Origin of the sequence: Streptomyces sp. NPDC006687 (assembly GCF_040636215.1) — a bacterium.
Classification (GTDB): domain Bacteria; phylum Actinomycetota; class Actinomycetes; order Streptomycetales; family Streptomycetaceae; genus Streptomyces.
The window spans coordinates 96,490-118,820 of the sequence record NZ_JBEYJJ010000001.1 but is presented as its reverse complement, the minus strand read 5'-3'; the positions used below and the strand labels follow the sequence as shown (position 1 = coordinate 118,820).

Here is a 22,331-nt window from a genome sequence, read left to right as displayed (position 1 = left end):
CCCGGGTGACGAGCGTCGAAGAGACCACGCAAGACCCCGCCGGCTCGGGACCCAGCGGCTACGCCGCGGCCCGGCTGCGGCTCCTCCAGGAGGAGCCGCGGTCCGGGCCGTCACGGCGTTGCGCTCTCTCCGCCCTGACCGACCAGTGGCTGAACGGTCTGTTCACCACCGCCGCCCAGGAGGCCGGCGTACGGGGCGCGGCCCTCGTCGCCGTCGGCGGCTACGGACGCGGGGAGCTCTCCCCGCGCAGCGACCTGGACCTGCTGCTGCTCCACGACGGCAAGGCCCGCCCCCGCGACCTGGGCGCCCTCGCCGACCGCCTCTGGTACCCCGTGTGGGACCTCGGAGTCTCCCTCGACCACTCCGTACGGACCCCCGGCGAGGCCCGCAAGGTCGCCGCCGAGGACCTCAAGGCCCACCTCGGACTGCTCGACGCCCGGCTCGTCGCGGGCGACGCCGGACTCCTCGCCGGACTGCGCACCTCGGTGCTCGCCGACTGGCGCAACCAGGCCCCCAGACGGCTGCCCGAGCTGCACGCCCTGTGCCGGGAGCGCGCCGAACGGGCCGGGGAGCTGCGGTTCCTGCTGGAACCCGACCTGAAGGAGGCGCGCGGCGGGATCCGCGACGCCACCGTCCTGCGGGCCGTCGCCGCCTCCTGGCTGGCCGACGCCCCGCGCGAGGGGCTCACCGAGGCCCGGCGCCGGCTGCTGGACGCGCGGGACGCGCTGCACCTGGTCACCGGCCGGGCCACCGACCGGCTCTCCCTCCAGGAACAGCCCCAGGTCGCCGCCCGGCTGGGGCTGCTCGACGCGGACGCGCTGCTGCGCGAGGTGTACGAGGCCGCCCGGGTGATCGCCTACGCCGGTGACGTCACCTGGCGGGAGGTCGGACGGGTCCTGCGGGCCCGGGCCGCCCGGCCGAGGCTGCGGGGGCTGCTGGGCACCCGGGGGGCGGCGGCCGCCGCCGAGCGGGCCCCGCTCGCCGAAGGGGTGGTGGAGTCCGAGGGGGAGGCCGTGCTGGCGCTCGCCGCCCGGCCCGAGCGGGACCCCGTCCTGCCGCTGCGGCTGGGGGCGGCGGCCGCGCAGGCCGGACTGCCCGTCTCGCTGCACGCCGTACGCCGCCTCGCCGCGCAGGCCCGGCCGCTGCCCGTGCCCTGGCCAGCCGAGGCGCGGGAGCAGCTGCTGACCCTGCTGGGGGCGGGGGAGCCGATGGTGGGGGTGTGGGAGGCGCTGGAGGCCGAGGGGCTGATCACCCGTCTGCTGCCCGACTGGGAGCGGGTGCGCTGCCGGCCCCAGCACAACCCCGTGCACACCTGGACGGTGGACCGGCACCTGATCGAGACGGCCGTACGGGCCTCGGCGCTGACCCGCCGGGTCGGCCGGCCCGACCTGCTGCTGATGGCGGCCCTGCTGCACGACATCGGCAAGGGCTGGCCCGGCGACCACTCCGTCGCCGGCGAGACCATCGCGCGCGACATGGCCGCCCGGGTGGGCTTCGACGCCGAGGACACCGCCGTGCTCGGCACCCTCGTCCGCCACCACCTGCTGCTCGTGGACACCGCCACCCGGCGGGACCTCGACGACCCGGCGACCGTCACGGCCGTGGCCCGGGCCGTCGGGTCGGCCGGCACCCTGGAGATCCTGCACGCCCTGACCGAGGCCGACGCCCTGGCCACCGGCCCGGCGGCGTGGAGCACCTGGCGGGCCTCCCTGGTGGCCGACCTGGTGCGGCGGGCCGCCGCCGTGCTGAACGGGGCCCCGCCCGCCGGCCCCGGGCCGGAGCGGCCCGCCGCCGAGCCCGCCGCGCAGGAGCGCCTGGCGCTGGAGGCGCTGCGCACCGGGGAGCCGGTGCTCAGCCTGCACGCCCAGCAGGAGGAGGACGACGCCGTCGGGGCCGAGCTGCTCGTGGCCGTCCCGGACCGGCCCGGCGTGCTCCCGGCGGTGGCCGGGGTGCTGGCGCTGCACCGGCTCACGGTGCGGGCGGCGGACCTGCGGTTCCTGGAGCTGCCGGAGCATCTGGGCGAGGTACTGGTGCTGCGGTGGCGGGTCGCGGCGGAGTACGGGGCGCTGCCTCAGGCGGCCCGGCTGCGGACCGATCTGGTCCGGGCGCTGGAGGGCTCGCTGGACGTCCCCGCGAAGCTGGCCGGCCGCGAAGCCGCGTACCCCCGCCGGCGCGGGGTCGTCCCGCCGCCGCCCCGCGTCACGGTGGTCCCGGACGTCTCCCCCCTGGCCACCGTCCTGGAGGTCCGCGCCCCCGACGCGGTGGGCCTGCTGCACCGGATCGGGCGGGCCCTGGAGTCGGCGGGGGTCCGGGTCCGCAGCGCGCACGTCTCCACGCTGGGGGCCAACGCGGTGGACACCGTCTACGTGGTGGACCCCGACGGCAAACCCCTGCCGCCCGCGGCGGCCGCGGCCCTCGCGGCGTCGGTCGAGTCGGCCCTCGCGTAACCGCCGCGCGCAGCGCCCCCGCCACCCCGCCCCCGGGGGGTGGCGGGGGCGGATACCCTGGGGGGCGACCATCACGCCCCCGACCCGAGGAATCGCGACCACCGTGTTCGATACGCTTTCCGACCGCCTCAGCGCGACCTTCAAGTCCCTCCGGGGCAAAGGCCGCCTCTCCGAGCAGGACATCGACGCTGCGGCGCGGGAAATCCGTATCGCCCTCCTCGAGGCCGACGTCGCCCTCCCGGTCGTCCGCTCCTTCATCGCGAACGTCAAGGAACGCGCCCGCGGCGAGGAGGTCAGCCGCGCGCTGAACCCGGGCCAGCAGGTCCTGAAGATCGTCAACGACGAGCTGGTCTCCATCCTCGGCGGTGAGACCCGCCGCCTCCGGTTCGCCAAGACCGCCCCCACCGTGATCATGCTGGCCGGTCTCCAGGGTGCCGGTAAGACCACCCTCGCCGGAAAGCTCGGCCTCTGGCTCAAGGGCCAGGGCCACTCCCCGTTGCTCGTCGCCTGCGACCTCCAGCGCCCCAACGCCGTCAACCAGCTCAGCGTCGTCGCCGAGCGCGCCGGCGTCGCGGTCTACGCGCCGCAGCCCGGCAACGGCGTCGGCGACCCGGTCCAGGTGGCCAAGGACTCCATCGAGTACGCCCGGACCAAGCAGTACGACATCGTCATCGTCGACACCGCCGGCCGCCTCGGCATCGACGCCGAGCTGATGCAGCAGGCCGCGGACATCCGCGACGCCGTCAGCCCCGACGAGATCCTCTTCGTCGTCGACGCCATGATCGGCCAGGACGCGGTCAACACCGCCGAGGCGTTCCGCGACGGCGTCGGCTTCGACGGCGTGGTGCTCTCCAAGCTCGACGGCGACGCCCGCGGCGGTGCCGCGCTCTCCATCGCGCACGTCACCGGCAAGCAGATCATGTTCGCCTCGAACGGCGAGAAGCTGGACGAGTTCGACGCCTTCCACCCGGACCGCATGGCGGGCCGGATCCTCGACATGGGTGACATGCTCACCCTCATCGAGCAGGCCGAGAAGACCTTCTCGCAGGCCGAGGCCGAGAAGATGGCGGCCAAGCTCGCCAAGGGCCCCAAGGAGTTCACGCTCGACGACTTCCTGGCCCAGATGGAGCAGGTCCGCAAGATGGGCTCCCTCTCCAAGCTCCTGGGAATGCTCCCGGGCATGGGCCAGATCAAGGAGCAGATCAACAACATCGACGAGCGGGACGTCGACCGCATGGCCGCGATCATCAAGTCGATGACCCCGGCCGAGCGCCAGGACCCGACGATCATCAACGGCTCGCGCCGCGCCCGTATCGCCAAGGGCTCCGGCGCCGAGGTCAGCGCCGTCAAGGGCCTGGTCGAGCGGTTCTTCGAGGCCCGCAAGATGATGTCCCGCATGGCCCAGGGCGGCGGCATGCCGGGGATGCCCGGCATCCCCGGGATGGGCGGCGGCCCCGGCCGGCAGAAGAAGCAGGTCAAGCAGGCCAAGGGCAAGCGCAAGAGCGGCAACCCGATGAAGCGCAAGCAGGAGGAGGCCGAGGCCGCGGCCCGGCGCGAGCAGGGCCCCCAGCCCGGCCTCCCCGCCGGCGGCAGCCCGTTCGGGCTCCCGGCGGGCGGCGGCCAGCCCGGCCAGGACTTCGACCTGCCGGACGAGTTCAAGAAGTTCATGAAGTAGCGGCCGTACGAGAGGGGCCCCGCCGTGCACGCACGGCGGGGCCTTCCGTTGCGCGGGCAAGGGGGTGGATTGTCCCTTATGGTCGGCCGGGAGGACGGCATAAGGAGGCGCCCCCGTGCCCAGCCCCACCCCCGTACCGCCGCGAGACCGGGCCGACACCCCCTGGCGCTCCGAGGGCGCCCCGCCCGGCCCGCCGCCCCGCAGGAAGCCGCCCGGCGGCTGGCGCGGGCTGATCCTCGTGGCCCTGATCGTCTTCCTGATCACCAACGTCGTGCTGTCCTTCTTCAACGAGGGCGACGGGCCGACCGTCTCGTACACCGAGTTCAGCAAGCAGGTCGGCGCCGGCAACGTCGAGAAGATCTACTCCAAGGGCGACGCCATCCAGGGCGAGCTGAAGACGGAGCAGCCCGTCCCCGGCGGCCACGGCGACTACCGCAAGTTCGTCACCCAGCGCCCCGCCTTCGCCGACGACCAGCTCTGGAACGACCTCACCTCCAAGGGCGTCACCGTCACCGCCTCCCCGGTCGTCGAACAGCGCAGCTTTCTCGCCAACCTGCTGCTCTCCCTCGCCCCGATGCTGCTCCTGGTCGCCCTGTGGCTGCTGATCGCCCGCCGGATGGGCTCGGCCCTCGGCGGGGCCGGCGGGTTCGGCCGCAAGGCGCCGCCCCGGCCCGTCGAGCTGGAGGGCGCCCAGCGCACCACCTTCGAGGACGTGGCCGGGATCGACGAGGTCGAGGGCGAGCTCAGCGAGGTCGTGGACTTCCTCAAGAACCCGGCCCAGTACCGCAGGCTGGGCGCCCGCATGCCCGGCGGCGTCCTCCTGTCCGGCCCGCCCGGCACCGGCAAGACCCTCCTGGCACGGGCCGTCGCGGGCGAGGCGGGGGTGCCGTTCTTCTCGGCGTCCGCCTCCGAGTTCATCGAGATGATCGTCGGCGTCGGCGCCTCCCGGGTGCGCGAGCTGTTCACCGAGGCCCGCAAGGTGGCTCCGGCGATCATCTTCATCGACGAGATCGACACCATCGGCCGGGCCCGCGGCGGCTCCGCCGCCATGGGCGGCCACGACGAGCGCGAGCAGACCCTCAACCAGATCCTCACCGAGATGGACGGCTTCTCCGGCTCCGAGGGCGTGGTCGTCATCGCCGCGACCAACCGCGCCGACGTCCTCGACCCCGCCCTGACCCGCCCCGGCCGCTTCGACCGCACGGTCGCCGTCTCCCCGCCCGACAAGGCGGGCCGCGAGGCCATCCTGCGCATCCACACCCGCGACATCCCCCTCGCGCCCGGCGTGGACCTCGCCCGGGTGGCCGCCACCACCCCGGGGATGACCGGCGCCGAGCTCGCCAACCTGGCCAACGAGGCCGCCCTGCTGGCCGTCAAGCGCCGGCAGGACGCCGTCACCCAGGCCGATCTCTCCGACGCCCTGGAGAAGGTCCAGCTGGGCGCCGAGCGCCCGCTGGTGATGCCGCAGGAGGAGCGCCGCCGCACGGCCTACCACGAGAGTGGCCACGCCCTGCTGGGCATGCTCCAGCCGGGCGCCGACCCCGTCCGCAAGATCACCATCGTGCCGCGCGGCCGCGCCCTCGGCGTCACCCTCTCCACCCCGGACGCGGACCGCTACGCGTACACCGAGCCCTACCTGCGCGGCCGCATCATCGGCGCGCTCGGGGGCATGGCCGCCGAGCACGTGGTGTACAACGTGATCACCACGGGCGCCGAGAGCGACCTCGAACAGGTCACCAACATCGTCCGCGGCATGGTGGGACGCTGGGGCATGAGCGAGCGCGTCGGCCGCCTGACCGTGCTGCCGTCCGACGGGCAGGGCCCGTACGGGCTGACCGCCGCCCCCGCCACCCTCGACGCCGTGGACCACGAGATGCGGCGGATCGTGGACGACTGCTACCAGGAGGCGTGCCGCCTGCTCGTCGAACACCGCCCGAAACTCGACGCCCTGGCCGAGGCCCTCCTGGCCGCCGAGACCCTGGACGAGCACGCGGCGTACGAGGCGGCCGGGATCCCCCGCCTCGCCAAGGACCACGGCACCCGCTGAGGGCCGGGCCGGACGGCGGGGGCGCCCGCCGCGCCGTACGCGCTACGCCACCCGGGCGATGACGTACCGCAGGATGTTCGGCAGCCAGACGGCGCCGTCGGCCCGCTCGTACGGGTGAAGCGCCTCCGCCAGCTCCTTCTCCGCCAGCGCGAGGTCCGCGGCCCCGCCGTGCCCCGCCACGGTCCCCGCGACGGGGTACATCCCGGTCGACAGCAGCCCGCGCACGGCGCTGTCCGTGTCGGCGTGCCCGAACGGGCAGAACACCCGCCCCGACCCGTCCGGCACCAGCCCGGCGTCCTCCGCCACCGCGTCCAGGTCCCGGACCACCGGCCCGCCGCCCAGCACCGCCGGCACCGTGCACCGCTCCGCCGGCCCCCAGCCGGCCAGCACCACCGCCCCGCCCCGCCGGACCGCGGGCAGGGCCGCCGCCAGGACCCCCGGACCGGGATCGAAGGCCAGCAGCACGTCGTAGGGGCGGGCCGCGGGCACCGGGGGCGCGGCCACCACCTCCAGCAGCCGCTCCCGGGCCAGCGCCCGCCGGGCCGGATCCGCCTCCACACCCGTGGCGGCGGCGCCCCGCCCGGCGGCCAGCAGCAGGGGCAGCCCGGCCCCGCACCCGAGGCCCAGCAGCCGGATGCCCGGCCCGACCTCCAGCCGGTCGTAGACCGCCTCGTACAGCGGTACCAGCATCCGTTCCTGGATCTCCGCCCAGTCCCGGGCGACGAGCGTCGCCGTCGGCGTCGGTGTCATCGAAAGAGCGCTCCTGATTCCGTCTCGCCCCCTTGCCCCCGTTGCCAGAGAACTCCCCATCCGCCCCCGCGTCCAGAGGAGTGCGCCACCCGATTCACGCATCCGGTGCCCGGCGCCGTACCATTCGCGCCATGGCAAAGGCACCCGTTCTCACCCCGCAGGCGGAGGATTTCCCCCGCTGGTACCAGGATCTGATCAACAAGGCCGAGCTGGCCGACAACGGTCCGGTCCGCGGCACCATGGTCATCCGCCCGTACGGCTACGGCCTGTGGGAGCGGATGCAGCAGGAGATGGACGCCCGGATCAAGGACGCCGGTGCCCAGAACGCCTACTTCCCGCTGTTCATCCCGCAGTCGTACCTGACGCGGGAGGCCGAGCACGTCGAGGGCTTCGCCCCCGAGCTCGCGGTCGTCACCCACGGCGGCGGCAAGGAGCTGGACGAGCCGGTCGTCGTCCGGCCCACCTCCGAGACGATCATCAACGACTACTTCTCCAAGTGGGTCCAGAGCTACCGGGACCTGCCCCTGCTGATCAACCAGTGGGCCAACGTCGTCCGCTGGGAGATGCGCCCGCGCGTGTTCCTCCGTACGAGCGAGTTCCTCTGGCAGGAGGGCCACACCGCCCACGCCACCTACGAGGACGCCCGCGACTACGCCGCGCACATTCACCGGAACGTGTACGGCGACTTCATGACCAACGTGCTCGGCATCGATGTCGTGCTCGGCCGCAAGACCCCCAAGGAGCGCTTCGCCGGCGCCATCAACACCCTCACCCTCGAGGGCATGATGGGCGACGGCAAGGCCCTCCAGATGGGCACGAGCCACGAGCTCGGCACCAACTTCGCCAAGGCGTTCAACACCTCCTACCTCTCCAAGGAGGGGCAGCAGGAGCTGGTCTGGCAGACCTCGTGGGGTGTCTCCACCCGTATGGTCGGCGGCCTGATCATGTCCCACGGCGACGACAACGGCCTGCGCGTCCCGCCGCGTCTGGCGCACGTCCAGGTCGTCGTCATGGCGATCAAGGGCGACGAGGCCGTGGCCAAGGTCCGCGAACTCGGTGCGCAGCTGAAGGCCGCGGGCCTGCGCGTGCACGTGGACGACCGGGTCGACACCCCCTTCGGCCGCCGCGCCGTCGACTGGGAGCTCAAGGGCGTACCGGTCCGCATCGAGATCGGCCCGCGCGACCTGGAGAACGGCACGGCCATGCTGGCCCGCCGGATCCCCGGCGGGAAGGAGCCGGTGCAGATCGACGCGCTGGCCGACCTGCTGCCCAAGGTGCTCGACGAGGACCAGGCCCAGCTGCTGCGCGAGTCCCGCGAGCGCCGGATCTCCCGTACGAGCGACGTCGCCACCATCGAGGAGGCCGCCGAGGCCGCCCTCGCCGGCGGCTGGGCGCGGATCCCGTGGAGCGTCCTGGGCGCGGAGGGCGAGGCCAAGCTCGGCGAGCAGGCCGTGACCGTCCGCTGCCTGGTGGCCGAGGACGGGTCGGTGCCGGAGGCGGACGACGCCCCGGGTACCCTCGCGATCGTCGCGCGCTCGTACTGAGCCCACCGAGCCTTTCCTCCAGCCCCCGGCGCGCGGTTTTCGGCCGCACGCCGGGGGCTGGTTCGTGCCGTCGGCGTTACGTACCGACTCCTCCGGAGATCGGCGCACCCGTCCTCGTCAGGACGCATGAGGCTGAACTGACTGGTACGTGCAAAAAATTTGGAATGGCCCGGAATCGGAACACCGGGGCACCCCGGCTCGTTGTCACGACGTGAGCACGACACCACCTGTTCTCGCCGCAGAGCTGGCGCAGGCGTGGGCCGACATTCAGCGGTACCACCCCGAGCTGCCTGACCTTGCCGCGCCCGAGTCCCTGATCGGAGAGTCCTCGTCCGCCTGTGGCGCCGAGCTCTCCTTCGAGCGACTGCTGCACGAGGCAGTCCACGGCATCGCGGCCGCCCGCGGGGTCCGTGACACCTCCCGAGCAGGCCGCTACCACAACCGCAGATTCCTCGCGATCGCCGAGGAGATGGGGCTGGACCACTCCGAGGAACCGCACGCCAGCAGCGGGTTCTCCCTGGTCTATCTCAATCCCGAGGCCAAGAAGCGCTACCGTCCCACGATCGAGCGGCTCCAGCGCGCCCTCAAGGCGCACACGGTCGCCACCGCCGCCGACACCAAGCGCAGCTTCCGCGGACCGGCAGCCCGGCACGGCTCCTCGGGCGGCGGCGTCCGCGTCAAGGCGGTGTGCGACTGCGGGCGCAACGTACGGGTCGTCCCCTCCGTGCTGGCGCAGGCGCCGATCGTGTGCGGCGGCTGCATGAAGCCGTTCCGCATCCCCGAGGTGGCCACCGCGGCCGCGTCCTGACGTGGTGCCCCGGGCGGGCGGAGTGGTGTCCTCCCCGCTCGGAGGCGCCGCGGGCATGTGGCACAATGGGCAGCTGTACTCGACAGTCGCACAGGACCCCTCTCTCCTCCGGCTGACGCGTCCATCGGGCATCCGAGTACCGCAACCCCACGTGGCATCTCAAGTGCCCAACCACGTCAAGTTCAGGAGACACCACTCCAGTGGCAGTCAAGATCAAGCTCAAGCGCCTCGGTAAGATCCGCTCCCCTCACTACCGCATCGTCGTCGCCGACGCCCGCACCCGCCGGGACGGCCGCGCGATCGAGGAGATCGGCATCTACCAGCCGACGTACAACCCCTCGCGCATCGAGGTCAACGCCGAGCGCGCGCAGTACTGGCTCTCCGTGGGCGCCCAGCCCACCGACGCCGTTCTCGCCATCCTGAAGCTCACCGGTGACTGGCAGGCGCACAAGGGCCTCCCGGCCCCCGCGCCGCTGCTCCAGCCGGAGACGAAGGAAGACAAGCGTCGCTCCTTCGACGAGTTCGCCAAGGCCCTCGAGGGCATCGGCGAGGGCAAGGGCGAGGCCATCACGCAGAAGAAGAAGGCCGACAAGAAGGCGGACGAGGCTGAGGCCACCGCCGAGTCGACCGAGGCCTGAGCATGCTCGAGGAGGCTCTTGAGCACCTCGTAAAGGGCATTGTGGACAACCCCGACGACGTGCAGGTCGCCTCGCGCAACCTGCGCCGCGGGCAGGTGCTCGAGGTCCGGGTGCACCCCGAGGACCTCGGCAAGGTGATCGGCCGCAACGGCCGCACCGCACGTGCACTGCGGACCGTCGTGGGCGCCATCGGCGGGCGGGGGATCCGCGTCGACCTCGTCGACGTGGACCAGGTCCGCTGAGCAGTTGAATCACCGGCACGGGCCGGGGAGGGCATTCGTGCCCGCCCCGGCCCGTCGTCGTCTGAACAGGAGAGGCAAACAGTGGAGCTCGTAGTCGCGCGGATCGGCCGCGCCCACGGGATCAAGGGTGAGGTCACCGTCGAGGTGCGCACGGACGAGCCCGAGCAGCGGCTCAGCCCCGGCGCCGTGCTCCGCACCGAGCCGGCGTCGGCGGGTCCGCTGACCATCGAGACGGGGCGGGTGCACAGCGGCCGGCTCCTGCTGCGCTTCGAGGGCGTACGGGACCGCACCGGCGCCGAGGCGCTGCGCAACATCCTCCTCATCGCGGACGTGGACCCCGCGGAGCTGCCCGAGGAGGAGGACGAGTACTACGACCACCAGCTGATGGACCTGGACGTAGTGCTGGAGGACGGTACGGAGATCGGCCGGATCACCGAGATCTCCCACCTGCCCTCGCAGGACCTGTTCATCGTCGAGCGCCCGGACGGCTCAGAGGTCATGATCCCCTTCGTGGAGGAGATCGTCGCCGAGATCGACCTGGAGGAGCAGCGCTGTGTCATCACCCCGCCGCCGGGGCTGATCGACGACCGCGCCGTGATCGCCTCCGCCCGCGATGCCGAGGCCGAGGGCGGCGAGGCGGCCCGGGCCGCGGACTCCGGGGACGACGCCTGATGCGGCTCGACGTCGTCACGATCTTCCCCGAGTACCTGGAGCCCCTGAACGTCTCCCTCGTCGGCAAGGCACGGGCCCGCGGGCAGCTCGACGTCCACGTGCACGACCTGCGGGACTGGACGTACGACCGGCACAACACGGTGGACGACACCCCGTACGGCGGCGGACCCGGCATGGTCATGAAGACCGAGCCCTGGGGCGAGGCCCTGGACGCGGCCCTGGCCGAGGGCTACGAGTCCGGCGCGCACGGCCCCGTCATGGTCGTGCCCACCCCCAGCGGCCGGCCCTTCACCCAGGAACTGGCCGTCGAGCTCTCCGAGCGCCCCTGGCTCATCTTCACGCCGGCCCGCTACGAGGGCATCGACCGCCGGGTTATGGACGAGTACGCCACCCGCATGCCGGTCTACGAGGTCTCCATCGGCGACTACGTGCTGGCGGGCGGCGAGGCGGCCGTCCTGGTCGTCACCGAGGCCGTGGCCCGGCTGCTGCCCGGGGTGCTCGGCAACGCCGAGTCGCACCGCGACGACTCCTTCGCCCCGGGCGAGATGGCCAACCTGCTGGAAGGCCCCGTCTACACCAAGCCCCCGCAGTGGCGCGGGCGCGCGATCCCCGAGGTGCTGCTCAGCGGCCACCACGGGAAGATCGCCCGGTGGCGCCGGGACGAGGCGTTCCGCCGCACCGCGGAGAACCGGCCCGACCTGATCGAGCGCTGCGACGCCTCCGCCTTCGACAAGAAGGACCGGGAGATCCTGAGCATCCTGGGCTGGAAGCCGTCCGGAGACGGCCGATTTTGGCGCAGGCCGCAGGCCGTGGAAGAATAGGCGGCTGCTGTGTGCTCGCGGGCGCCCCTGCCACAGGGGGACCGTCGTCCGCCGGGTGGCACGGCTCTCGAATTCTCTACGGAAACCCCGCACCGACGACCTGTGGCGTCGTGCGAAGAAAGCAGACGAACTCATGTCTCACCTGCTCGATGGCGTCAACTCCGCCTCCCTGCGTACGGACGTCCCGGCCTTCCGCCCGGGTGACACGATCAACGTGCACGTCCGCGTGATCGAGGGCAACCGCTCCCGTATCCAGCAGTTCAAGGGTGTTGTCATCCGCCGCCAGGGCTCTGGCGTCTCGGAGACCTTCACCGTCCGCAAGGTCTCCTTCAGCGTCGGCGTGGAGCGTACCTTCCCGGTCCACTCCCCGATCTTCGAGAAGATCGAGCTCGTCACCCGCGGTGACGTGCGTCGCGCCAAGCTGTACTTCCTCCGTGAGCTCCGCGGCAAGGCCGCGAAGATCAAGGAGAAGCGCGACCGCTGATCTCCTCTCCGGGTTCCGGGGACGGCCGGATAGGCTCGCCCCCGATGGACACCGAAGCAGAGCTCACACAGCGCGGCCACTCCTCCCCCGAACAGGGGGAGGGGCGGCCGCGCTCTGCTTTTTCCCGGGCGCGCGCCTCCCTGGGCAAGGGGCCCTGGCGGCGGGCCGCCGTCTTGGGCGTGGTCTGCACGGTCTTCCTGCTGCTGGTCAGCAATTTCGTGGTGCAGCCCTTCCTGATCCCGAGCCGGTCCATGGAGCCGACCCTGGAGGTCGGGGACCGGATCCTGGTGAACAAGCTGGCGTACCGTTTCGGCTCTACGCCCCGGCGCGGTGACGTGGTGGTCTTCGACGGCACCGGCTCCTTCGTACGGGAACCCGCCCGCGGCAACCCGGTCGGCGACGCCCTGCACGGGGCCGCCTCGGCGCTCGGCCTGGCGGAGCCCTCCGACACCGACTTCGTCAAGCGGGTCGTGGGGGTCGGCGGGGACGACGTGGTGTGCTGTGACGCGGGCGGCCGGATCCGGGTCAACGGGGTCCCCGTCGCGGAGCCGTACCTGTACCCGGGGGACACGCCCTCGGAGGTGCCGTTCCGGATCGTGGTCCCGCTGGGGACCCTGTGGGTCATGGGTGACCACCGCAGCCAGTCCCGCGATTCCCGGGACCACCTGGGGGAGCCGGGCGGCGGGATGGTGCCGGTGGAGAAGGTGATCGGGCGGGCCGACTGGATCGGCTGGCCGGCCTCGCGCTGGGGCTCGCTGCCGGGGAAGGCCGCGGCCGGGGGCCCGCATGGGTAGCCGGGGGCGTCCGCGGGGCGGACGGGAGCGCGAGCCGCGCCGGGAGCCGGTGCCCTCGGAGCCGCCGCCGGAGCCCTCGGAGCCGTCCGGGTCCGCACGGCCCTCGCGCCCGTCCGGGCCGTCGAAGCCGTCCGGGCAGTCCGGGCATTCCAAGCAGTCCGAGCCGTCGGAGGGCGGCGGGCGGGCTCAGCGGCGGCGGATGGCGCGCAAGGTGCGCCGGCGCCGGCGCACCCGGCGGGCCGGTGAGCTGCCGCTGCTGGTGGCCGTGGCCCTGTGCATCGCCCTGGTCCTGAAGACCTTCCTGGTCCAGGCGTTCTTCATCCCGTCCGGCTCGATGGAGCAGACGATCCGGATCGGCGACCGGGTGCTGGTGGACAAGCTGACCCCCTGGTTCGGCTCCAAGGTCGAGCGGGGCGAGGTGGTCGTCTTCAAGGACCCCGGAGGCTGGCTCAAGGGCGAGGCGTCCCGGCCGGCCCAGGACCCGGCCGGGGTGAAGCAGATCAAGCAGGCCCTGACCTTCATCGGCCTGCTGCCGTCGGCCGACGAGCAGGACCTGATCAAGCGGGTCGTCGGCATCGGCGGCGACACCGTGGCCTGCTGCGACAACCGGGGCCGGGTGACCGTCAACAAGCGTCCGCTCGATGAGCCTTACGTGTCACCCGGGAACTCTCCCTCGGACATCCCCTTCGAGGTGCGCGTACCCGCCGGGCGGCTCTTCGTGATGGGCGACCACCGCGCCAACTCGGCCGACTCCCGCTACCACCTCGACGAGGCGTTCGAGGGCACGATCGACGAGAAGGGCGTGGTGGGACGGGCCGTGGTGATCGCCTGGCCGTTCGGTCACTGGCGCCGGCTGGAGCAGCCCGCCACCTTCCTCGACGTTCCCGATCCCGTCCGCTCCGGGCGCAGGCCGCGGCCCGGGCGGCGCCGTCGCGCCGCCGCGTTCGCATAGTGTGTTCCAGGTCTCCCGCGCCCTAGGGAACTCCCGCTCGTTAAGGGAGGGGAGGGCCCGTTCCTGTTCCGGTGCGGGCGGTGGTTTTCCGAGTGAGGAGTGGATGTGGGGGATGTGGCGGTAGGCGCTCGATCCGGACGCGATGAGGGCGAGGAGCGGCCGGACGATGCCGTCACGCACGAGACCGACGAGGCGGGTGCGGAGGAGAAGCAGCACCGTTCCTTCTGGAAGGAACTCCCGCTCCTCATCGGTATCGCCCTGGTACTGGCCCTGCTGATCAAGACCTTCCTGGTCCAGGCGTTCTCGATCCCGTCCGACTCGATGCAGAACACCCTGCAGCGCGGTGACCGGGTGCTGGTGGACAAGCTGACCCCTTGGTTCGGCTCGGAGCCCGAGCGCGGCGAGGTCGTCGTCTTCCACGACCCCGCGCAGTGGCTGGCCGGGGAGCCCACCCCCGAGCCCAACGTCGTGCAGAAGGTCCTCAGCTGGATCGGCCTGATGCCGTCCGCCGAGGAGAAGGACCTGATCAAGCGGACCATCGCCGTCGGCGGGGACACCGTCGAGTGCAAGCGGGGCGGGCCGGTCGTCGTCAACGGCAAGCCGCTGGACGAGCCGTACATCTTCCCGGGCAACACCCCCTGCGACGACATGCCGTTCGGGCCGCTCACCGTGCCCAAGGGCAAGATCTGGGTGATGGGCGACCACCGCCAGGACTCCCAGGACTCCCGCTACCACATGCAGGACTCCACCCAGGGCTTCGTGCCCGTCGACGACGTCGTGGGCCGGGCCGTGGTCATCGCCTGGCCGGTGACCCGCTGGGCGACCCTGCCGGTTCCCGCCACCTTCGACCAGAAGGGCATCGACAAGCAGCCCCCGGCGCCCGCGCACGCGCCGCAGGCCGCCGGGGCCGGATCGGCCGGGGTGAACTCGGCCGCGCTGGGGCTCGTGGGCGCGGTGCCCCTCGTCCTGTGGCGCAGGCGGAGGCTGACCAAGGGCTCTACCGCCCGGTAGGGTGCCGCCCAGGCCGGCCGCCGCCGGGTGGCGGCCATCTCCGGGTATGGGGGCGCACCAATGGGCGGAACTCAGGCAATACGCGGGAGCGGCAGAAAGGGCCGCGGCGGGCTCGGCAACACGTTGTCGGGCATCGTCGTGGCCATCGGCTTCGCGCTCTTCCTCGGCGGCTTCGTCTGGGGGGCACTGGTGTACCAGCCCTACACGGTGCCCACGGACTCCATGGTCCCCACGGTCCGGCCCGGCGACCGGGTGCTGGCGGAGCGGATCGGCGGCGCCGAGGTGCGCCGGGGGGACGTGGTCGTCTTCAAGGACTCCCAGTGGAGCGACTCGCCCATGGTCAAGCGGGTCGTGGCCGTCGGCGGTGACCGGGTCGCCTGCTGCGGTCAGAACGGCAAGCTGACCGTGAACGGCAAGCCGCTGGACGAGCCGTACGTGGACCAGGCCGGGCACGACGCGCTGGCCGTGGGGACGACCTCCTTCGAGGTGTCCGTGCCCGAGGGCAACCTCTTCCTGATGGGCGACCGGCGCTCCGGCTCCCTGGACTCCCGGGCGCACCTCCAGGACGCCGGCCAGGGGACGGTTCCCCGCTCGGCGGTCGAGGCCCGCGTCGACGCGGTGGCGTGGCCGGGCCCGCAGATGCTGGAGCGGCCGCGCGCCTTCGCCGCCCTTCCCGGCGGCACCTCGCAGCCCGGGCCGCTGCGGCTCCAGGTGGGCGCGGTGGTGGCCGGAGCCGCCCTCGTCGTCCTGGGGGCCGCCTACGGGCCGGTCGCCCGGGTGCTGGGGCGCGGGCGGGGGCGCTCCGGTGGGCGCTGAGCCGGGCGCCGGGCAGCCGCGGAAGGTGTCCCGGGTGGTCCTGCTGGACCCCGCGGACCGGATCCTGCTCCTGCACGGCTTCGAGCCGGACGATCCCGCCGACACCTGGTGGTTCACCCCGGGCGGAGGACTGGAGGGCGACGAGACCCGTGAGCAGGCCGCGCTGCGCGAGCTCGCGGAGGAGACGGGGATCACCGAGGTGGAGCTGGGGCCGGTGCTGTGGCGGCGCTACTGCTCCTTCCCCTTCGCCGGGCGGCGCTGGGAGCAGGACGAGTGGTACTTCCTGGCCCGGACCGAGCGGACCGCGACCGTGCTGGACGGGCTGACCGAGCTGGAGCGGCGCAGCGTCACGGGGGCGAGATGGTGGACCTCCGAGGAACTTCTCGCGGCCCGTGAGACGGTGTACCCGACCAAGCTCGCCGGGCTGCTGAGGACGCTGCTCGATGACGGTCCCCCGGACGCTCCGGTGGTCCTGCCCCCGGAAATCGTTTAGGGGCGCACGGCCCTGGCGCACAATAGGGGGACGCACGGCTGAAGGGGAACATGCCATGAGCGCCGAGGACCTCGAGAAGTACGAGACCGAGATGGAGCTGAAGCTCTATCGGGAGTACCGCGACGTCGTCGGGCTGTTCAAGTACGTGATCGAGACGGAACGCCGTTTCTACCTCACCAACGACTACGAGATGCAGGTGCACTCGGTCCAGGGTGAGGTGTTCTTCGAGGTCACGATGGCCGACGCCTGGGTCTGGGACATGTACCGGCCCGCCCGTTTCGTCAAGCAGGTGCGTGTGCTGACCTTCAAGGACGTGAACATCGAGGAGCTCAACAAGAGCGACCTCGAACTGCCGGGAGGCTGAGCCGAGGGGGCTCCGCCGAGGGCCCCTCCTCGCCCGGACGGGTGAGCGCGATATCCACACCACCCCGGTTGTCCACCAAGATCCACTCGGTGGGGCGGGAGGCGGGATCGTCGGTGCCGGAGGTGGTGCCGGATGAGCGCGACGGGCGTGGCACGACAGGCATTGGGGCGGTACGGCGAGGAGCTCGCCGTGCGCAGGCTCACCGAGTCGGGGATGACGGTGATCGCCCGGAACTGGCGGTGCCGGGGCGGGGAGATCGACATCGTCGCGCGGGACGGGGACGCCCTCGTCGTGTGCGAGGTCAAGACGCGCCGCGCCGGGGACTTCGAGCACCCCATGGCCGCCGTCCGGGCCGGGAAGGCCGAGCGGCTGCGCCGGCTCGCCGGACGCTGGCTAGCCGACCACGGGGGGCCGCCACCGGGCGGGGTGCGGATCGACCTGGTCGGGGTCCTGCTGCCCCGGCGCGGCGCGCCCGTGGTGGAGCACGTCAGGGGGGCGGCCTGATGGGGTTCGCGCGGACCTGCTCGGTGGCCCTGGTCGGCGTCGAGGGCGTGGTGGTGGAGGTCCAGGCGGACCTGGAGCCGGGGGTGGCGGCCTTCACCCTGGTGGGGCTGCCCGACAAGACCCTGGTCGAGAGCCGGGACCGGGTGCGGGCGGCGGTGGCGAACTCGGGCGCCCCCTGGCCGCAGAAGAAGCTCACGGTCGGGCTGAGCCCGGCCTCCGTACCGAAGTCCGGGTCTCATTTCGACCTGGCCGTGGCGGCGGCGGTCCTCGGGGCTGCCGAGGTGCTGGACCCCGGAGAGATCGCCGACCTCGTGCTCATCGGGGAGCTCGGCCTGGACGGCCGGGTGCGGCCGGTCCGGGGCATCCTGCCGGCCGTGGTGGCCGCCGCCGAGGCCGGGTACCGGCAGGTGGTGGTGCCCGAGCAGTGCGCCGCCGAGGCCGCCCTGGTCCCGCAGATGTCGGTGCTGGGCGTGCGCAGCCTGCGGCAGCTGATCGCCGTACTGACCGACGCGCCGGTGCCCGAGGAGGACCCGCCGGAGCGGGAGGGCCGCCCGGACGCGATGCTGGCCGGGCTGGTCCTGCCGGGCGCCGGGCTCGGCACCGGCCTGACCCGGGGCGCCGAGGCGCCCGACGCCCCCGACCTCGCCGACGTGGCGGGCCAGCACGCGGCCCGCCGGGCCCTGGAGGTCGCCGCCTCCGGGGGCCACCACCTCTTCCTCAGCGGACCCCCGGGCGCCGGGAAGACGATGCTCGCCGAGCGGCTGCCCTGGATCCTGCCGCCGCTCACCCGCCAGGACTCCCTGGAGGTGACGGCCGTCCACTCGGTCGCGGGAATCCTGCCCCCCGGCGAACCGCTGGTCTCCCGTCCCCCCTACTGTGCCCCGCACCACTCGGCGACCATGCAGGCCCTGGTCGGTGGCGGAGCCGGGATCCCCAGGCCCGGGGCGGTCTCCCTGGCCCACCGGGGAGTGCTCTTTCTGGACGAGGCGGCCGAGTTCAGCGGGAAGGTGCTCGACGCCCTGCGCCAGCCCCTGGAATCGGGACACGTGGTCATCGCCCGGGCCGCCGGGGTGGTACGGCTGCCCGCCCGCTTCCTGATGGTCCTCGCGGCCAACCCCTGCCCCTGCGGGCGGCACACCCTGGGCGGGTCCGCCTGCGACTGCCCCTCCTCGGTGGTCCGGCGCTACCAGGCACGGCTGTCGGGCCCGCTGCTCGACCGGGTCGACCTGCGGGTCGAGGCCGAGCCGGTCACCCGCGCCGACCTGCTGGGCCGGGGAGGGCGGGGCGAGAGCACGGCGGCCGTCGCCGAGCGGGTGCGTCAGGCCCGGGAGCGGGCCGCCGCCCGGTACGAGGGCACGCCGTGGCGGCTCAACGCGGAGGTGCCCGGGCACGAGCTGCGCACCCGCTGGCCCGCCGGGCCCGGCGCCCTGGCGCAGGCCGAGCGGGAGATGGAGCGCGGGCTGCTCACCGCCCGGGGGCTGGACCGGGTGCTGCGGGTCGCCTGGACGGTGGCCGACCTGCGCGGCCGCGACCGCCCCGAGGCGCTGGACGCGGCCGTCGCCCTGGAGCTGCGCACCGGGATCGCCCGTGGGGCGGCCCTCGCCCTGGGGGCGCCGTCATGACCGCCGCCGCGCAGCCGGATCCGGAGGTGCTGGCCCGGGCCGCGCTGACCCGGGTCCTGGAGCCGGGGGACGAGCACGGCGGGCGCTGGCTGCGGGAAGTCGGCCCCGTCGCCCTGATGCGGATGCTGGGCGGGGCGGGCGCCGGTGCGCAGGCCGGGCCGCTGACCGGGGCGGCCCCCGAGCGGCTCGCCGGATACCGCAGGCGGGCGGCGCTCGCGGAACCGGCCCGCGACCTGGAACGGGCCGCCGCCGAGGGGATCCGGTTCGTCTGCCCGGGCTCGGCGGAATGGCCGACCCAGCTGGACGACCTCGGCGACGCCCGGCCCGTGGGGCTCTGGCTGCGGGGCCGGCCGAACCTGCGGACCTGGGCCCTGCGCTCGGTCGCCGTGGTCGGCGCCCGCGCCTGCACCCCGTACGGGGCCCACATGGCACAGACCCTGGCCGCCGGGCTCGCCGAGCGGGGCTGGGTGGTGGTCTCCGGGGCGGCGTACGGCATCGACGGCGCCGCCCACCGCGGGGCCCTGGCCTCCGGCGGCGCCACCGCCGCGGTCCTCGCCTGCGGGGTGGACACCGTCTACCCGCGCGGCCACGCCGGACTGCTCGGCCGGATCGCCCGCCAGGGGCTGGTGCTGGGCGAACTGCCCCCCGGCAGCCACCCGACCCCCAGCCGGTTCGTCCTGCGCAACCGGGTCATCGCCGCCCTCACCCGGGGAACCGTCGTCGTGGAGGCCGCCCGGCGCAGCGGCTCCCTGGTGACCGCCCGCCGGGCCCAGCGGCTGGGCCGCCTCACCATAGGCGTCCCCGGCCCCGCCACCAGCGGCCTCTCCGCCGGGGTGCACGAACTGCTGCGCGGAGAGGGGGTCCTGGTCACCGACGCCGACGAGGTGGTCGAGGTGGTCGGCGACATGGGCGAGCTGGCCCCGGTACGGCGCGGGCCCGTCCTCGCCCGCGACCTGCTGGACCCCGCGGCCGCGCGGGTCCTCGAAGCACTCCCCGCCGGCCGGGCCGCCGACGCCGGCGAGATCTCCCTCGCCGCGGGCACCGGCACCGATGAAGTCATCGGCAGACTGTACGAACTTCACTCTCTGGGGTTCGTCGAACGGCAGGGCGACGGCTGGCAGTTGACGCGCCACGGCCCCCGGGGGGAGGCGTAATCCGGAGCCCCCCGGCGAGGCGGTCGTTGACCTGGGGCGTTCCGGTGAAAGAGTGAAGGCGATGAGAGACGCGGTCTTCCCCGAGGCGGCCGCCCAGGCCGTACGCGAGGCGCCGGTCCCGGGCCGCCCGCGCGGGTCCGGGCGCCCCTCGGCCCCCGCGCCATCCCGTACTCTTCGCGCACCGCGACACTTTCGTCACGCTACGCTCCCAAGGAATCCCGCTCCGGCAAAGGCGAAGCATGCCCCAGCACACCTCAGGGTCCGACCGCGCTTCGGTGCCACCCGCTGCCCGTGGCAGCGTGCGGTCCGCCGAGCCCTCGTCCCTGGAGCTGCTCTGGCGCTCATACAAGGACTCCGGTGACGAGCGGCTGCGGGAACAGCTGATCCTGCACTACTCGCCGCTGGTCAAATACGTGGCGGGCCGGGTCAGCGTCGGCCTGCCGCCCAACGTGGAACAGGCCGACTTCGTCTCCTCCGGGGTCTTCGGACTGATCGACGCGATCGAGAAGTTCGACATCGAGCGGTCCATCAAGTTCGAGACGTACGCGATCACCCGGATCCGCGGCGCGATGATCGACGAGCTGCGGGCGCTGGACTGGATCCCGCGCTCCGTGCGCCAGAAGGCCCGCGCCGTGGAGCGCGCCTACGCCACGCTGGAGGCCCAGCTCCGGCGCACTCCCACGGAGGGCGAGGTCGCCGGGGAGATGGGCATCGCCGTGGAGGAACTCCACACCGTCTTCAGCCAGTTGTCCCTCGCCAACGTGGTCGCCCTGGAGGAGCTGCTGCACGTCGGCGGCGAGGGCGGCGACCGCCTCTCCCTGATGGACACCCTGGAGGACACCGCCGCCGAGGACCCGGTGGAGATCGCCGAGGACCGCGAGCTGCGCCGGCTGCTCGCCCGGGCCATCAACACCCTGCCCGAGCGGGAGAAGACGGTGGTGACCCTCTACTACTACGAGGGCCTGACCCTCGCCGAGATCGGCAACGTCCTGGGCGTCACCGAGAGCCGGGTCAGCCAGATCCACACCAAGTCCGTGCTCCAACTGCGCGCCAAGCTCGCCGACGTCGGCCGCTGAGCCAGCCCCGGGCGGAGCGGCGAACCGGCCGGGGAGGCTTGCGCCCCTCCGTACAGTGGTGAGGTGCCCAGGATTCGAGCGGCCTCCGTGGCCGAGCACCGGTCGATGCAGCGCGGCGCCCTGTTGGACGCGGCGCGTTCCCTGCTGTCGGAAGGCGGGACCGAGGCCCTGACCTTCCCCGCCCTCGCCGAGCGGACCGGCCTCGCCCGGTCCTCCGTGTACGAGTACTTCAAGTCGCGCGCGGCCGTGGTCGAGGAACTGTGCGCGGTGGACTTCCCCGTCTGGGCCGCCGAGATCGAGGCGGCGATGGAAGCCGCGGACTCCCCCGAGGAGAAGATCGAGGCGTATGTGCGCTGCCAGCTGGAGCTGGCCGCGGACCGCCGCCACCGGGCGGTGGTGGCGATCTCCGCCGGCGAGCTGGACGCGGGCGCCCGGGAGAAGATCCGCGCCGCGCACGGCGGGCTGGTCGCGATGACCGTCCAGGCGCTGGAGGCCCTCGGGCAGCCGGAGCCCCGGCTGGCCGCGATGCTGCTCCAGGGGGTCGTGGACGCGGCCGCCCGCCGGGTCGAGCTCGGCGCCGCCGAGGACCCCGCCGTGATCACCGCCACCGCCGTCGCGATGGCCCTGCGCGGCGTCAGGGGCTAGTCAGCCCGGTCCGGCCGCCGCGCTCCGCCCGGCAGGGTCCGGTCCGGCCCGGTCAGCCGGCCCCCGCACGCCCGGCCCGGTCCGGGGCCGTCCCCGCCGGCGGCAGCAGCCGGGGTGTGGCCGCCGGGAGCAGCGCCAGCGGGTTGCGGTAGGCGTCCTCCCCGGCCAGGAGCCCCCAGTGCAGGCAGGGCCCCGGGCAGTGCGAGCCCTCCGTGAGCACCGCCACCACCTGGCCCGCAGTGACCGCCTCCCCCTCCGCCACCAGCGGCCGCACCGGCTCGTACGTGGTCCGCAGCCCGCCCGGAAGGGTGAGTGAGAGCACGCCCCGCCCCGCCACCTGGCCGGCGTAGTGGACCCGCCCCGGCCCCACCGCCCGGACCCGCGCCCCCACCGGGGCCGCCAGGTCCACCCCCCGGTGCCCCGCCGCGTACGGCGTCGGCGGAGGGTCCCACCACCGGGTCACGGACAGCGGCGGGGGCAGCGGCCGGACCGCCCGGAACGGCGCCTCGGCGGGAGCGCCGGCAGGGGCCGGGAACAGCGCCCGGGACAGGGCCAGCACCACGGTGAGCAGCAGTGTCGTCGTCATGCGCCCAGGGTCCCGCGCCCACCCCGCGGGCCGCCCGCGCCTGTGGACGGCCCCGAGGGTGTGGACAAGGGCGTCACCCGGCATACCGCCGGGTCCCGTACACTTCTTGTGGCGATCCGGGTCACCGGGTCGACTTCGCACGCCCCAGCGCCGGCCGGTTCCGGTCGGCTGACAGCGTCTCTCGGT

The 22,331-nt window shown here is 73.7% G+C and carries 22 protein-coding genes and 1 pseudogene; 21 read left to right on the top strand and 2 right to left on the bottom strand.

Annotation, left to right across the window (positions count from 1 at the left end; genetic code table 11):
• Positions 1-5 precede the first annotated feature (5 nt).
• From ABZ716_RS00530 to ftsH, 3 genes are all read left to right on the top strand, one after another.
• On the top strand, positions 6-2,447 hold the full coding sequence (locus ABZ716_RS00530) for a [protein-PII] uridylyltransferase (RefSeq protein WP_358812263.1): 2,442 nt from the start codon (positions 6-8) through the stop codon (positions 2,445-2,447).
• Between the two features lie 103 nt (positions 2,448-2,550).
• A complete protein-coding gene (gene ffh, locus ABZ716_RS00525; RefSeq protein WP_358812264.1) occupies positions 2,551-4,122 on the top strand; it encodes a signal recognition particle protein in 1,572 nt (523 codons plus the stop codon).
• Between the two features lie 115 nt (positions 4,123-4,237).
• A complete protein-coding gene (ftsH, locus tag ABZ716_RS00520; RefSeq protein ID WP_358955474.1) occupies positions 4,238-6,169 on the top strand; it encodes an ATP-dependent zinc metalloprotease FtsH in 1,932 nt (643 codons plus the stop codon).
• Positions 6,170-6,211: 42 nt separating this feature from the next.
• Here the strand turns inward: ftsH and ABZ716_RS00515 are convergent, their stop codons facing one another.
• The gene (locus ABZ716_RS00515) at positions 6,212-6,919 is read right to left on the bottom strand and encodes a methyltransferase type 11 (protein WP_358955472.1); all 708 of its coding nucleotides are present in this window, start codon (positions 6,917-6,919) and stop codon (positions 6,212-6,214) included.
• 131 nt (positions 6,920-7,050) lie between these two features.
• On the opposite strand from ABZ716_RS00515, the gene proS reads away from it, so the two are divergent.
• The 18 genes and pseudogenes from proS to ABZ716_RS00425 all read left to right on the top strand — a co-directional run bounded on the left by proS (position 7,051) and on the right by ABZ716_RS00425 (position 21,559).
• Entirely contained in the window at positions 7,051-8,463 is a 1,413-nt protein-coding gene (gene proS / locus ABZ716_RS00510) for a proline--tRNA ligase (protein ID WP_351884099.1), read from the top strand.
• 211 nt (positions 8,464-8,674) lie between these two features.
• A complete protein-coding gene (locus tag ABZ716_RS00505) occupies positions 8,675-9,271 on the top strand; it encodes a hypothetical protein (RefSeq protein ID WP_351884097.1) in 597 nt (198 codons plus the stop codon).
• A 200-nt stretch (positions 9,272-9,471) separates the two neighbouring features.
• Entirely contained in the window at positions 9,472-9,909 is a 438-nt protein-coding gene (rpsP, locus tag ABZ716_RS00500) for a 30S ribosomal protein S16 (protein ID WP_351884095.1), read from the top strand.
• 2 nt (positions 9,910-9,911) lie between these two features.
• A complete protein-coding gene (locus ABZ716_RS00495; protein ID WP_042810017.1) occupies positions 9,912-10,151 on the top strand; it encodes an RNA-binding protein in 240 nt (79 codons plus the stop codon).
• Between the two features lie 81 nt (positions 10,152-10,232).
• A complete protein-coding gene (gene rimM, locus ABZ716_RS00490; RefSeq protein ID WP_358955469.1) occupies positions 10,233-10,823 on the top strand; it encodes a ribosome maturation factor RimM in 591 nt (196 codons plus the stop codon).
• Positions 10,823-11,644 carry a tRNA (guanosine(37)-N1)-methyltransferase TrmD gene (gene trmD / locus ABZ716_RS00485; RefSeq protein WP_351884091.1) on the top strand — a complete coding sequence of 274 codons (822 nt, stop codon included), beginning with the start codon at positions 10,823-10,825 and terminating at the stop codon, positions 11,642-11,644. The genes rimM and trmD overlap by 1 nt, the downstream gene beginning before the upstream one ends.
• Before the next feature lie 133 nt (positions 11,645-11,777).
• Entirely contained in the window at positions 11,778-12,128 is a 351-nt protein-coding gene (rplS, locus tag ABZ716_RS00480; protein ID WP_079429989.1) for a 50S ribosomal protein L19, read from the top strand.
• Between the two features lie 44 nt (positions 12,129-12,172).
• The gene (gene lepB / locus ABZ716_RS00475; protein WP_358812268.1) at positions 12,173-12,922 is read left to right on the top strand and encodes a signal peptidase I; all 750 of its coding nucleotides are present in this window, start codon (positions 12,173-12,175) and stop codon (positions 12,920-12,922) included.
• Between the two features lie 199 nt (positions 12,923-13,121).
• Positions 13,122-14,020, top strand: a pseudogene (gene lepB / locus ABZ716_RS00470) (signal peptidase I).
• Positions 13,989-14,885: a signal peptidase I gene (gene lepB, locus ABZ716_RS00465; protein ID WP_358812334.1), complete on the top strand. Its 897-nt coding sequence runs from the start codon at positions 13,989-13,991 to the stop codon at positions 14,883-14,885. Before lepB (ABZ716_RS00470) ends, lepB (ABZ716_RS00465) begins: the two are co-directional and overlap by 32 nt.
• A gap of 60 nt (positions 14,886-14,945) precedes the next feature.
• Positions 14,946-15,701 (top strand): signal peptidase I, encoded by a 756-nt coding sequence (lepB, locus tag ABZ716_RS00460; protein ID WP_358812269.1) that lies wholly within the window; start codon positions 14,946-14,948, stop codon positions 15,699-15,701.
• On the top strand, positions 15,691-16,194 hold the full coding sequence (locus tag ABZ716_RS00455; RefSeq protein WP_358812270.1) for an NUDIX hydrolase: 504 nt from the start codon (positions 15,691-15,693) through the stop codon (positions 16,192-16,194). The genes lepB (ABZ716_RS00460) and ABZ716_RS00455 overlap by 11 nt, the downstream gene beginning before the upstream one ends.
• 55 nt (positions 16,195-16,249) lie before the next feature.
• Positions 16,250-16,558 (top strand): DUF2469 domain-containing protein, encoded by a 309-nt coding sequence (locus ABZ716_RS00450; RefSeq protein ID WP_014675276.1) that lies wholly within the window; start codon positions 16,250-16,252, stop codon positions 16,556-16,558.
• Between the two features lie 132 nt (positions 16,559-16,690).
• Positions 16,691-17,062: a YraN family protein gene (locus tag ABZ716_RS00445; protein WP_358812271.1), complete on the top strand. Its 372-nt coding sequence runs from the start codon at positions 16,691-16,693 to the stop codon at positions 17,060-17,062.
• Positions 17,062-18,684: a YifB family Mg chelatase-like AAA ATPase gene (locus ABZ716_RS00440; RefSeq protein WP_358955467.1), complete on the top strand. Its 1,623-nt coding sequence runs from the start codon at positions 17,062-17,064 to the stop codon at positions 18,682-18,684. The genes ABZ716_RS00445 and ABZ716_RS00440 overlap by 1 nt, the downstream gene beginning before the upstream one ends.
• Positions 18,681-19,838 carry a DNA-processing protein DprA gene (dprA, locus tag ABZ716_RS00435; protein ID WP_358955464.1) on the top strand — a complete coding sequence of 386 codons (1,158 nt, stop codon included), beginning with the start codon at positions 18,681-18,683 and terminating at the stop codon, positions 19,836-19,838. Before ABZ716_RS00440 ends, dprA begins: the two co-directional genes overlap by 4 nt.
• Before the next feature lie 239 nt (positions 19,839-20,077).
• Positions 20,078-20,914: an RNA polymerase sigma factor WhiG gene (gene whiG / locus ABZ716_RS00430; protein WP_358812281.1), complete on the top strand. Its 837-nt coding sequence runs from the start codon at positions 20,078-20,080 to the stop codon at positions 20,912-20,914.
• 87 nt (positions 20,915-21,001) lie between these two features.
• Entirely contained in the window at positions 21,002-21,559 is a 558-nt protein-coding gene (locus tag ABZ716_RS00425; RefSeq protein ID WP_358955841.1) for a TetR/AcrR family transcriptional regulator, read from the top strand.
• Between the two features lie 52 nt (positions 21,560-21,611).
• Here ABZ716_RS00425 and ABZ716_RS00420 read toward each other — a convergent pair whose 3' ends face one another.
• A complete protein-coding gene (locus ABZ716_RS00420) occupies positions 21,612-22,145 on the bottom strand; it encodes a M23 family metallopeptidase (protein WP_358955462.1) in 534 nt (177 codons plus the stop codon).
• Positions 22,146-22,331 lie beyond the last annotated feature (186 nt).